This is a genomic window from Marinobacterium lacunae (genome assembly GCF_000705555.1).
Taxonomy (GTDB): domain Bacteria; phylum Pseudomonadota; class Gammaproteobacteria; order Pseudomonadales; family Balneatricaceae; genus Marinobacterium_D; species Marinobacterium_D lacunae.
Map to the genome: position 1 here is coordinate 48,087 of NZ_JMQN01000063.1, position 12,276 is coordinate 60,362.

At 55.9% G+C, this 12,276-nt stretch carries 9 protein-coding genes; 5 read left to right on the top strand and 4 right to left on the bottom strand.

Annotated elements, in window-relative coordinates; translation table 11 throughout:
- Positions 1-74 precede the first annotated feature (74 nt).
- Positions 75-1,091: an adenosine deaminase gene (locus ADIMK_RS20770; RefSeq protein ID WP_036192502.1), complete on the top strand. Its 1,017-nt coding sequence runs from the start codon at positions 75-77 to the stop codon at positions 1,089-1,091.
- Here ADIMK_RS20770 and ADIMK_RS21585 read toward each other — a convergent pair.
- Positions 1,079-4,222, bottom strand: coding sequence for a sensor domain-containing phosphodiesterase (locus tag ADIMK_RS21585; protein WP_081849906.1), 3,144 nt, complete (start codon positions 4,220-4,222; stop codon positions 1,079-1,081). The two genes, ADIMK_RS20770 and ADIMK_RS21585, sit on opposite strands and share 13 nt — an antisense overlap.
- Before the next feature lie 199 nt (positions 4,223-4,421).
- Between ADIMK_RS21585 and ADIMK_RS20780 the strand changes: the two genes are divergently transcribed.
- On the top strand, positions 4,422-4,757 hold the full coding sequence (locus tag ADIMK_RS20780; RefSeq protein WP_051693197.1) for a hypothetical protein: 336 nt from the start codon (positions 4,422-4,424) through the stop codon (positions 4,755-4,757).
- Between the two features lie 17 nt (positions 4,758-4,774).
- The gene (gene dinB / locus ADIMK_RS20785) at positions 4,775-5,821 is read left to right on the top strand and encodes a DNA polymerase IV (protein ID WP_036192377.1); all 1,047 of its coding nucleotides are present in this window, start codon (positions 4,775-4,777) and stop codon (positions 5,819-5,821) included.
- A 1-nt stretch (position 5,822) separates the two neighbouring features.
- Here dinB and ADIMK_RS20790 read toward each other — a convergent pair whose 3' ends face one another.
- The 3 genes from ADIMK_RS20790 to ADIMK_RS20800 all read right to left on the bottom strand — a co-directional run bounded on the left by ADIMK_RS20790 (position 5,823) and on the right by ADIMK_RS20800 (position 10,473).
- Positions 5,823-7,094 carry an NAD(P)/FAD-dependent oxidoreductase gene (locus ADIMK_RS20790; RefSeq protein ID WP_036192380.1) on the bottom strand — a complete coding sequence of 424 codons (1,272 nt, stop codon included), beginning with the start codon at positions 7,092-7,094 and terminating at the stop codon, positions 5,823-5,825.
- 142 nt (positions 7,095-7,236) lie between these two features.
- Complete coding sequence (oadA, locus tag ADIMK_RS20795; RefSeq protein ID WP_036192383.1) at positions 7,237-9,033, bottom strand: sodium-extruding oxaloacetate decarboxylase subunit alpha; 1,797 nt, start codon at positions 9,031-9,033, stop codon at positions 7,237-7,239.
- A gap of 24 nt (positions 9,034-9,057) precedes the next feature.
- A complete protein-coding gene (locus ADIMK_RS20800) occupies positions 9,058-10,473 on the bottom strand; it encodes an acetyl-CoA carboxylase biotin carboxylase subunit (RefSeq protein WP_036192386.1) in 1,416 nt (471 codons plus the stop codon).
- 153 nt (positions 10,474-10,626) lie between these two features.
- Between ADIMK_RS20800 and ADIMK_RS20805 the strand changes: the two genes are divergently transcribed.
- Positions 10,627-11,580 (top strand): LysR substrate-binding domain-containing protein, encoded by a 954-nt coding sequence (locus ADIMK_RS20805; RefSeq protein WP_036192390.1) that lies wholly within the window; start codon positions 10,627-10,629, stop codon positions 11,578-11,580.
- A gap of 176 nt (positions 11,581-11,756) precedes the next feature.
- Complete coding sequence (locus tag ADIMK_RS20810; protein ID WP_036192393.1) at positions 11,757-12,269, top strand: hypothetical protein; 513 nt, start codon at positions 11,757-11,759, stop codon at positions 12,267-12,269.
- The last annotated feature ends 7 nt before the right edge of the window (positions 12,270-12,276 follow it).

The following is a 12,276-nucleotide window of genomic DNA, read 5'->3' on the forward strand; positions in this document are numbered from 1 at the left end:
CCCAAGCCCCTTTGCTATACACTCAAAGTGACAACAAAAAGCGCTTTATGCTGCTGCTCTGCGGAGAGATGACGATGAGCAATATCGATACTGAGTTGCTGCGGGCTCTGCCCAAAGCCGAGTTGCACCTGCATCTGGAAGGCACGCTTGAACCTGAGCTAATGTTTGCATTGGCCGAGCGTAACGAAATCACCCTGCCCTATGACAGCGTCGAGGCGCTGCGCGATGCTTACGAATTCGGGAACCTGCAGGACTTTTTGAATCTTTACTATCAGGGTGCTGCTGTACTCCAGTCCGAAGAGGACTTCTACGATCTCACGCTGGCGTATCTTGCACGCTGTGCCGAAGATGGCGTTGTCCACGTCGAGCCATTTTTTGATCCCCAGACGCACACCGCGCGTGCCATCACCATGGCGTGCCAGTTCCGCGGTATTCTCCGCGCGCTAGAAGAGGGCCACAAACGATGGGGAATCACCAGCCGTCTGATACTCAGTTTCCTTCGCCACCTCAGCGAAGAGGACGCCGTGGTCACGCTTCAGCAAGCGCTGCCATGGCGTGAGCACTTTGTAGCGGTGGGGCTGGACAGCTCGGAAAAGGGGAACCCACCGGAGAAATTCCAGCGAGTGTTCGATCAGGTGAGAGCCCTGGGGCTGAAGGCCGTCGCTCACGCCGGTGAAGAGGGTCCCGCCGACTACATTGCTCAGGCACTGGACCTGCTCAAGGTTGTCCGTATCGACCACGGTGTACGCTGCACCGAGGATGAGCAGCTGGTGAAGCGGCTGATCGATCAGCAGATACCGCTGACCGTTTGCCCTCTGTCCAATGTACGCCTGAAAGTGTTTTCGCAGATGTCTGACCACAACATCATGCAACTGCTTAAGCGCGGTATGTGCGTAACGATCAACTCGGATGATCCCGCCTATTTCGGCGGCTACCTGCTGGATAACTTTCTGGCGGTTCGTGACGCGATCGGCATGAGCAAGGCTGAGGCCGTACAGCTGGCCCGTAACAGTCTAACCGCCAGCTTTATGGATTCAGAGACGCTGACGCAGCACCTCTCCCGTCTTGAGCAACTCGCTCAGCAAGGCTGATTGGCACCATTTTCACCCGCGCGGAGCAGTTCGATAAACGACTGCTCCGGCAACGCCGGACTGCACAAGAAGCCCTGATAGATATCACACCCCAACCCTTGCAGGTACTTCAGCTGCTGCTCGGTTTCAACACCTTCGGCCAGTACGCTCATGCCCAGCGAGTGCCCCATGGCAACCACCGTGCGGGAGATGGCACAGTCGTCAGAATCGACCGGCAGCCCCCTGACGAATGATTTATCAATCTTGAGCACTGAAAGCGGGAACCGCTTGAGATAGGCCAGAGAAGAGTACCCAGTACCGAAATCGTCAAGCGCGAGACATATACCCAGCTCACGCAGCTCGGTAAGCCGCTGTGTCGCGACTTCCGGATCATGCATCAGTGCGCCCTCGGTCAGCTCCAACTCCAGCAGGCGGGCAGGGTAACCGGTTCTATTCACGATCTCGGCGATACGTGTTACCAAATCATTGCTGCGCATCTGTCCCGGCGAGAGGTTCACCGCCAACTGAAGTTCGGGATAACCTTGATCAAGCCAAGCCTTACCCTGACGACAAACCTGCTCAAGCACCCAGTCCCCAAGCTTCACAATCAATTCCGATTGCTCTGCCAAGGGGATAAACTGATCAGGCGGAATATAGCCCCGCTCCTCATCGTGCCAGCGCACAAGGGCCTCGGCACCAATAATCTGCCCTGTCGTGATCTCGACCTGGGGCTGATAATGCACTTCAAGCAATCCCTGCTGCATCGCACGACGCAAGCGCACCTCCATATCCAACCGCTCTGCCGCCCGTTTGGATAGATCATTGGAGTAATAGCTAAATGACCCTCTACCCAGTGACTTGGCCTTGTACAGTGCGGCATCCGCCTGTTTTAGCATCTCCTGGGCATCATGATCGTCGGCATGCTGGTTCAAGCTAATGCCGATACTGACACCGGACTGAATGTCGGCCCCGTTACTGAGATGAAAAGGTTCGGACATTAACTCGATCAGTTGCCTTGCAACGCTGGCTGCATCCAGCTGGCGTCCAAGATCGGTCAATAAAACCGCGAACTCGTCGCCGCCCAATCGAGCCAACGAATCGCTCCCTCGCAAATGCTGCTGCAATCTCTGTGCAACCTGCTGAAGCAGTTCATCACCGATACCGTGCCCATAGCCATCGTTGATATCCTTGAAATGGTCAAGATCCAATATCAACAACGCCACCTCGTGCGATTGTCTTTTCCCGGACCGAATGGCCTGTTCAAGCATCGACTGAAATAGCGCGCGGTTGGGCAGCCCTGTTACCGGATCGGTATGCGCGAGAAACTCGATCTTTTCGCTGGAGCGCTTGATTTCCGAGACATCGGCGAACACCGCCACATAACGCCTATCGCCTCCGTCAGGATCATCCACACGGGTAATACTGAGCAGCTCGGGAATCAACTGACCGTCACGACGCCGGTTCCAGATCTCACCCTGCCAGTAGCCTTCAGCTTGCAGATCCCGCCACATAGTGGCGTAGAAATCGGCGCCATGCCGGCCTGAGCTAAAAAGTTTGGGCGTCTTGCCGATCACCTCTTCCGGCTCATAACCCAACATCGCGCTGCACGCCGGGTTGATCTCCAGAATACGCTGGTTCGCGTCGGTTATGACAACCCCTTCCCGCGTACTGCGGAACACAGCAGCGGCTAAATTCAGACTGTCTTCATGCTGTTTGCGTGCATGGACATCCCTTACCAACGCCTCCAAACAGCCACTCTGATCGCCGGTGGCATGGCAGATAATCTGAGCCTCGACCCAACGGGTTTCGCCATCGCCGGTCAGAACACGGAAGCGGCACTGAGATAGCTGATCGCCTCTGGACACTACCCCCTGTATCAAGTGCTCCAGTCGGGACCGGTCTTGCGGGGATACGAGACTCATCAATGGAGTGTTCTGCAGGTCTGCCGAGCGATAGCCCCAACGCAGGATATTCTCGCTCGCAAACAGCAACTGGTTTCCGGGCTTCGAGGACCAGCGCAACACGACCACGGGGCTGGACTCTATAATCTGATTGGCAGTTTCCAGCGCCTGTTGACGCTCGAGGTTATTCAGGGCGTAGCCGATATCACCCGCCATCTCGGCAAGCGTGCGCATGACCAGCGGATCAAAAAATTCTGCTTCTTTGGAATACAGCGTGAGGTTACCGATCACCTCCCCCTCTTGATGAAGAGGAAACACCGCTATCGAAGCGATACCTGCACGTTTGGCCAGATCGACCGTAAAGTCATCCCACGTGTGCTCATGAATGTTATTGCAGACACTGACACGATCTTCTCTCAGCGCCTTATAGGTCGGCGCTTCACGGCTAACATCGTTGATCCCTTCAAAAACCTGCTCCAAAACCTGCAAGTTTTCACTGGCCCAGGCCATCGGCTTCAGCTCAGTTCCGACGAAATGTCCCACCCACGCATGGCACAGATGACCGTGATTGACCGCAACAGTGCAGATAGAATCCAACAGCGTCTGCCGATCCTTTGCACGCACGATCGTTTTATTGGTCTGAGACAGGGTTTCATAGAGATCCCGCTGACGCTGGATCGATCTTAAAGCCTGACGCTGCTCGGTAATATCGTGTGCGGTCGCCAGCAGGTATCGCCGTTGATCAAGATCAGTCTGTAGGTGAAGGTCAAATTCGATCCAGCGCTCGCTGCCATCGTCCAGTCGCCGAATACGGTGTTCGACATGCATGTACTGCTGTTCACCGCTTTTGAACCTAGCATAGATCTCGTCGGCCCGCAGACGCTCCGAGGGTTCCAACACCTTCAGAAAATCCTCAGTGGAAAGCTGTGCTGTACTGCCGCCAAACAGTTGCGAAAAAGAAGGGTTATTCCACAGCCAGCGATCATCATCCAGGCTCATCAAGGAAAGCCCGATATAGGGAAGTTCACGACTCCTGCGCGTGAGCCGATCTAGGTGAGAGTCCTCACACAGTCGGCGGTATTGCCTGAGCTGCAAACAACCTACGCCGAGAATCAGTAGCAAGGACAGCGTAAGGGCCGCGTTCACCACCAATACGTCGTTTAGCGTCCAGATGAGTGTGATGCTACCCATGACGAGCACGGCAAGCAGGCTACAGACCTTACTGCTACGGCTGCTTACCCAATCGTTCACGATACAACCCCTTCCATATGAGCCGTCAATACTAGATCACTGGAGCCTTAATCGACATCGCACCGGATTGATCCAGAGCAATGAACACCATCTCTGTCCCTAATTACAGACTGTACTCCTTCGTACCGCCACTTGGACAATAGTTTTTATACAGCCCTCGAATCCAGCGTAAAGCGAGCTGCAAGAACCATTGGGGTTCATGCATAATATCGGGATGAATAAGCGTCGCAGCAAAGCTGAAATCCGCCGCGAACTCGAGCAACAGGTTCTCGATTACGTTCGCGATGGCGGCGAAATAAAGAGTGTAAATCCGGGGGTCAGTGGGCTTGAGGATGGCGCGGTAATTCGGCCGTCATTCAACGATGGCCGTCCTGCGCAAACGCGTACACCGGCCATGGACGTTCTCGCTGCCATCGATGCCCGACGTAAACAAAGCAAGCCCGAGCGAAAGTCTCACACCAAAACGAAACCGCGCAAGCGCGTCATCTATGACGACTTCGGTGAGCCACTACGTGAAGTCTGGGAGGACGGCTGAACCAGAGCCCAACGTCCATGCAGCGTAAAATCATCCATATCGACATGGACGCCTTCTTTGCTTCGGTCGAGATACGGGACAATCCTCAGCTTAAGGGCAAAGCGATCGCCGTCGGCGGCAAAGCGGACTCCCGAGGTGTTATCTCCACCTGCAGCTACGAAGCGCGCAAGTTTGGCGTGCACTCGGCAATGCCCAGTGCCGAAGCGGTCCGGCGTTGCCCGCAGTTGATTCTGCTGCCCGGACGCATGTCAGTGTATAAAGAAGTATCCAACCAGATTCGAGCGATCTTCGCCCGCTACAGCGATCTCGTCGAGCCGCTTTCACTCGATGAGGCTTATCTGGATGTTACTGATTGCAAGGCGTGCCGGGGCAGCGCAACGCTGATCGCCGAGAAGATCCGTGCAGAAATACTGGCCGAAACAGGACTGACTGCATCGGCCGGCGTCGCACCGAACAAGTTTCTCGCCAAGATTGCCTCGGACGAGAACAAGCCCGACGGACAGTTCGTGATTACGCCGGACAACGCCGCTGCATTTGCCGCCGACCTGCCATTGCGAAAACTGCCAGGCGTGGGACCTCGAACAGCCGAGCGGCTGGAATCGTTGGGCTTGCATTATGGCCGCGACATTCTGCCCTGGTCGCTGGCCGATCTGACCGAGGCTTTCGGAAAGTTCGGTAATAGCCTTTATCAGCGCGCACGCGGCATTGACGACAGACCGGTTCAGCCTTCACGGGAGCGCAAGTCGGTAGGTGTCGAAACAACCCTGGCTCATGACCTGAGAACCGAGGCCCAATGCGCCTCTATCATGAATACGCTATTGCCCGAGCTTGTGCAGCGGTTGCGCGGGCGCCCCTTCAAGGGGATTACCGTAAAACTCAAATTTCACGACTTCCAGCAGACAACCGCGTCCGGACAAGCCAACCGTATCAGCTCTGATATCCTCGATTCCATTTTACATACCGCCTGGCAACGCGCCGACGGACGGAGGGTCCGTCTGGTCGGCATCAGTGTCGCACTGTCGGATGAACTCCCGACCCGACAGCTCAGTTTCGAATTCAGCTAAATCAGCTTTTCAGCTTCTCGATACCAAGCGCTTTCAACACGATCTTTTCGTAGATCGGATCGCAGTTGCCGTGACTGATCTTGCGCATGAAGTACTTCTCAAATCCTACCTTGGCCAGGTGCACCCATTTGCCCTTTTTCATCCAGTTCACGTTGCGCGGAGGTATCTGAGGCATCGCCACAAAGGCGATACCGGTATCCCCCATATCGGCCAGACACACCGCGTTCCATGTTGCCTCGGCGGTTTCACTCTCGCCATCGAGTCGCGCACGAATGTTGCGGGCGGTCGCGGTCACCATACTTTCAATCATGAAACCGGTCTTGGGCACTCCGGTGGGCACGGGCGTTGGCTTTTTCGGTGCAATCGCCACTGCAACGCCGATGCCCCAAATGTTGCGATGGGTCGGGTTACACTGGTGCTCGTCAATCAGAACAAACCCTCGGGGATTCACCAGCCCCTCAACACCGCGCACTGCGTCGATGCCGGTGAACGCAGGCAGCATCATCGAATAGTTAAACGGCAGCTCATGACGCTTTTTCTCCTGCCCCTGCTCGTCACACTCGATGACATGCATGACACCGTCTTCAACGCGATCGACTTTGGCATTACATATCCAGTCAATATGGTGCTGACGCAATTCAGATTCGAGCATGGTTTTGCTGTCGCCTACGCCATCAAGCCCTAGATGGCCAATATAGGGTTCAGGCGTAACAAAGGTGATGGGGACCTGATCACGTATTTTTCGATTACGCAGATCCTTGTCCATGATGAAGGTGAACTCGTAGGCGGGCCCGAAGCAGGAAGCCCCCTGCACGGCTCCCACCACAATAGGGCCGGGCTTGGCGGTAAACTCGCGCCACTTCTCGCACGCAGCCTCGGCATGGTCTACATGGCAGATCGACTGGGTGTAGCCATCAGGCCCTAGCCCTTCGATCTCATCGAAGGCCAGTCTTGGTCCCGTAGCGATAATCAGATGGTCATAGCCGAGCGTGCCGCCGCCAGTCAGCTCGATAACGTTCGATTCGGGGACAACACGGGTCACGCCGGCAACCACCAGTTCGATATTCTTCTTCGCCAAGGGGTTGGCCAATGCCAGCACGATATCTTCACGCTTTCGCCAGTCCACGGCGATCCAGGGGTTCGAGGGCACAAAATGAAAGTAGTCCTTGTCGCTGACGACAATGACCCTATCCTCTGGCTTCGCCAGCGCCTGCATCTCATACGCCATGGGCAGACCGCCCACCCCCGCACCGACAATTACGATATCCGCCATGCTCGAATCCCCGATTTTTATTATTTAGATTTATCTAATTTAGTATCCTCTAACTAAATAGGCAACCGTTCCTGCGGACATAAAAAAACCCCGCCGGATCATCGGCGGGGTCCGCAATCACGAGGGGCATTGCGAAGCTGTATCAGGCCTCGATCTCGACCAGCACCTCTCCCGGCGTTACACGGTCGCCCTTGGCAACATGCACACCGGTGACAGTACCGGCGATCGGCGCTTGAATCTCGGTTTCCATCTTCATCGCTTCGGTGATCAGCACTGGCTGACCGGCGCTGACCTTATCGCCGACAGCCACCAGCACATCGACGATGTTACCCGGCATACCGGTGGTCACATGGCCCGGCGCACTGGCCTGTTGGCGTCCGCTGGCGGTTGCGCCAACATAGGCGTTCAACGGCTCGAACAGCACCTCTTCAGGCATGCCATCCAGCGTCAGGTAGATGTGGCGCTTGCCACTTTCATGCCCGCCCACACCGGTAATGGCCACCTGATAGGTTTCGCCGTGCACATCGATCTTGAACTCGGTGGCGACGCCCTCGTCGACACTGCGGCCCGCTTTCTCTTTCGGCAGCAGGGCTTCCGGCTCCAGTGTGCCGGCAGCACGCTGTTCGAGGAACTGACGGCCAATGTCCTGAAACATGGCGAAGGTCAGTACATCCTCGTCGGTCTCGGCCAGATCACCAATATCCTTGCGCAGGCGCTCCATCTCCGGTTTGAGCAGATCAGCCGGGCGCCCTTCAATCAGATCCTCTTTACCGACCGCCTTGGTACGCAACTTGGGATCAACCTCAGCCGGCGGATGGCCATACCCGCCCTGGAGGTAACGCTTGACCTCGTTGGTGATGGTTTTGTAGCGCTCACCGGTGAGCACGTTCAACACCGCCTGCGTGCCGACAATTTGAGAGGTCGGGGTAACCAACGGAGGATAGCCCAGATCCTTGCGCACCGCCGGAATTTCGGCAAAGACTTCACGAATACGGCCCAGCGCATTCTGCTCTTTCAACTGGTTGGCCAGGTTGGACATCATGCCGCCCGGCACCTGGTTGATCTGAACAGACACGTCTTCGCGTGTGAACTCAGATTCGAACTGGTGATACTTCTTGCGCACTTCGCGGAAGTAATCGGCGATTTCGCCCAGCAGTTCAAGATCAAGTCCGGTATCCCACTGAGTGCCGCGCAGTGCCGCAACCTGAGATTCGGTCGCCGGATGGCTGGTACCCCAAGCGAATGAGGAGATTGCGGTATCGATATGTTCGGCACCGGCCTCAATCGCCTTCAACTGACACTGCGCGGCCAAACCAGCCGTGGCATGGCTGTGGATAAACAGCGGCAGATCAACGGCATCCTTGATCGCCTTGACCAGATCGTAGGTGGCGTACGGCGTCAGCAGACCCGCCATATCCTTGATCGCGATCGAATCGGCACCCATATCCTTTAGCGCCTGAGCCTGCTTCACGAACAGCGCTTCAGTGTGTACGGGGCTGGTGGTGTAGCAGATCGTACCCTGTGCGTGCTTGCCCGCTTTCTTGACCGCCTTGATCGCAACCTCAAGATTGCGCAGGTCATTCAGCGCATCGAACACTCTGAATACATCGATTCCGTTTTCCGCCGCCTTGGCGACAAACGCTTCCACGACATCATCGGCGTAATGACGATAGCCCAGCAGGTTCTGGCCGCGCAGCAGCATCTGCAAGCGAGTATTGGGCAACGCCTTGCGCAGTTCGCGCAGACGTTCCCACGGATCTTCCTTCAGAAAACGCACGCAGGCATCGAAAGTCGCGCCACCCCAGACTTCAAGGGACCAGAATCCAACCTTGTCCAGCTTGTCACAGATCGGCAGCATATCCTCTGTGCGCATGCGGGTCGCGATCAGGGACTGGTGGGCATCGCGCAGAATGACATCGGTAACGTTAATCTTGCTCATCAAATCTCTCCTTTTCGCGACGGCTTACACGCCGGCGTGGGCAGCAATGGCGGCAGCGATCGCCAATGCGATCTCGCTGGGGTCTCGTTTCTCTGAGTAGTTCTGCAGCTCGGGATGGTTGGGCACGAAGCTGGTATTGAACTCCCCACTGCGGAAGTCAGGATCCTGGAGGATCTCCTGATAGTAACGTGCAGTCGTTTTAACACCCTGTACACGCATATCCGACAGGGCTCGCGCGCCACGATCCAGAGCGTCCTCCCAGTTCAACGCCCATACGATCAGTTTCAGACACATGGAGTCGAAGTAAGGGGGAATGGTGTAACCGGTGTAGATCGCAGTATCGGTGCGCACACCCGGACCGCCCGGCGCGTAGTAGCGGGTGATACGGCCAAAGCTCGGCAGGAAGTTGTTCTTCGGATCTTCGGCATTGATACGGAACTGCAACGCAAACCCACGGTAGCTGATATCCTCTTGGCGGTAGCTCAGCGGTAGACCTGACGCCACTCGAATCTGCTCACGCACGATATCGACACCGGTGATCTGCTCGGAGATGGTGTGCTCCACCTGAACACGGGTGTTCATCTCCATGAAGTAGATCTCGTTGCCGGTCACCAGAAACTCGACGGTTCCTGCGTTCTCGTACCCGACAGCCTTGGCGGCGCGCACCGCCAGTTCCCCAACATAGTTGCGCTGCTCCGGCGTGAGCGACGGGCTGGGCGCAATCTCGATCAGCTTCTGGTTGCGACGCTGGATCGAGCAGTCACGCTCATAGAGGTGGATTGCATTGCCCTGGCTATCCGCCAGCACCTGCACTTCGATATGCTTGGGATCGACGATGCACTTCTCCATGAACACCTCGGCAGAACCAAACGCCTTGGTCGCCTCGGAGATGACACGCGGGTATTGAGCTTTCAGTTCTGCAGCGTTGTCGCAACGGCGAATACCGCGACCGCCACCACCCGACGTCGCCTTCAGCATGATCGGATAGCCGATCTCGTCCGCCACACTCAATGCTTCATCGAGATCCGCCAGGTTACCTTCGGTGCCCGGTGTTACCGGCACGCCTGCGGCGATCATGCTTGCACGCGCAGCGGTTTTGTCCCCCATTTTGGCAATGACATCCGATTTCGGGCCGATAAAGGTCACGCCGCGCTCGGCACAGATACGGGCGAACTCGCTATTCTCGGACAAAAATCCGTAGCCGGGATGGATTGCATCACAGCCGGTTTCAACCGCCAAATTCACTATTCGACGCGGATCGAGATAGCCAGCCAACGGGTCTTCACCTAAATAGTAGGCTTCATCCGCACGTTTCACGTGCAGCGAGTACCGATCCGGCTCGGTATAGATCGCCACCGAACGGATATTCATCTCTGCGCAGGCCCGTACTATACGGACCGCGATTTCACCGCGGTTGGCAATCAGGATCTTTTTCAACATGGATCTTCTCCCTGAAGAGTGCATCGATCAGACCAATTCACACTAGATCACTCGGAGAAAAACTATAAATTGATATTTTTTCTGCTTGTTATAAGGTTTTACTTATAACTAGGAATTAGCACTCTATTTCAATCAGTTACGAATGGATACCTCATGCCTTACACGCTAAATCAATTACTTAACAGGTTATCCTTTCGTCAGCTACAGGTGTTTCGCACCGTCTATGTCCGACAAAACTACAGCCGGGCGGCAGAGGAACTGGGGCTGACCCAACCGGCTGTCAGCGCCCAGATCAGACAACTAGAGCAGACTCTGGGCCAACCGGTATTTGAGTATGTAGGCAAGCAGCTCTATGTCACCGCCGCGGGTGAGCAACTGATGTTGGCGGTGCGAGCCATATTTGCCGATCTTGAGCGTCTTCAGATGGAGCTGGCTGAGCTTCAGGGACAGGTGCGGGGCGAATTACGCCTTGCCGCCGTCAGCACCGCTCAATATGTGGTGCCCTACCTGCTGGAAGGCTTTTTGAAGCAGTATCCACAGATTGAGGTACGCCTACGGGTGGTCAATCGTGCCCAAGCCGTCGAGCGACTAAACGAGAACCGGGACGATCTCGTCATAATGGGTATGGTGCCAGATTCCAGAAGCCTATCCAGCATGCCGTTTCTCGACAATGAGATGGTACCGGTGGTGCGTGCAGACGACCCTCTTCTGCATCAGGCGAACCTGACTCCTCAGGGGTTTCTCGATGCAGGCCTGCTGATCAGAGAGCCCGGTTCTGGCACCCGACACGCGCTGGAAGACTGGTGTTCACGTCGGCGGCTGAGCCTGAAACCGAAGATGGAACTAGGCTCAAACGCGGCCATAAGACACGGCATTATTGCCGGGCTAGGCGTCGCTGTTCTACCGAAACTCAGTATCAGCGCCGAGCTACGACTGGGCGAGCTGGCCATACCCGATCTAGACGGTTTTCCACTTCGCCGCTCCTGGTGCACAGTCTATCCGTCATCTAAGCACCCAACCCCCGTTATGCAGGCGTTTCTCGACTACGTGCGCAACAACCTCAACTCACATTACAGTCGGATATATGGCGATATTGCCAATCGTTAGTCGATCATCCAAACCGTCACAACACCTTTACCGGCACTAAACCACGTCTGCGTTAAACTCCTCCGATCAACTCCCTGAGGGTCATTGTCGGTTTGACAGCCACAAGGATCACGTCTAATTTCAGCTAATCCCCAACGCGAAGTAGGGGTTCTCCAGGGAGAGGAGCACAGCCTGATATGGATACAACAATTAAAAAAGTGGTGCTTGGCGCCGTCATCTGTGTCGGCGGGTTCAAATCGATCAGTACGTTGATCGATGCCATCACCCCCCAAAACACTCAGGAAAACATCGCGGTGATTCAGAACGCGCGGGACACCGGCGTCTCCCAGGATCAGCTCGATGCAATTCTTCAGGGTGCTGACCCAACAGAGGTATTCGCGCCAACCGCCGCCGGCAACACCCCCTTGCCCTGCACACGGGGCGAGATCGAACTTGCCGACGGGGTCAACCCGGAGATGCAGGGCCATGAGTTCGTCTCAACCCAGATTAATGATCGCACCTACATCAAGGTGATGCCGTTCGAGCGCCGCTTTCTGGTCCAGCGCTCATATCAAAGTGTGAGCGCGACCGAGTACGCACAGATCCCAACCAACGCCGAGCGACAACTTCAGGATGCTATCGCAAAAGTAGACAACTGCGAGCATCGCACGCTCTACCTGTCATCGGTTGCCGTTGCGTCCGAGCCCTAAGCCTCCG

What these genes read in the sequence shown, in the direction of transcription:
- ADIMK_RS20810 (WP_036192393.1), top strand. Translation starts at nt 11,757, where the DNA reads ATGGATACAACAATTAAAAAAGTGGTGCTTGGCGCCGTCATCTGTGTC.
- ADIMK_RS20770 (WP_036192502.1), top strand. Translation starts at nt 75, where the DNA reads ATGAGCAATATCGATACTGAGTTGCTGCGGGCTCTGCCCAAAGCCGAG.
- ADIMK_RS20805 (WP_036192390.1), top strand. Translation starts at nt 10,627, where the DNA reads ATGCCTTACACGCTAAATCAATTACTTAACAGGTTATCCTTTCGTCAG.
- ADIMK_RS20790 (WP_036192380.1), bottom strand. Translation starts at nt 7,094, where the DNA reads ATGGCGGATATCGTAATTGTCGGTGCGGGGGTGGGCGGTCTGCCCATG.
- ADIMK_RS20800 (WP_036192386.1), bottom strand. Translation starts at nt 10,473, where the DNA reads ATGTTGAAAAAGATCCTGATTGCCAACCGCGGTGAAATCGCGGTCCGT.
- dinB (WP_036192377.1), top strand. Translation starts at nt 4,775, where the DNA reads ATGCAGCGTAAAATCATCCATATCGACATGGACGCCTTCTTTGCTTCG.
- oadA (WP_036192383.1), bottom strand. Translation starts at nt 9,033, where the DNA reads ATGAGCAAGATTAACGTTACCGATGTCATTCTGCGCGATGCCCACCAG.
- ADIMK_RS20780 (WP_051693197.1), top strand. Translation starts at nt 4,422, where the DNA reads ATGCATAATATCGGGATGAATAAGCGTCGCAGCAAAGCTGAAATCCGC.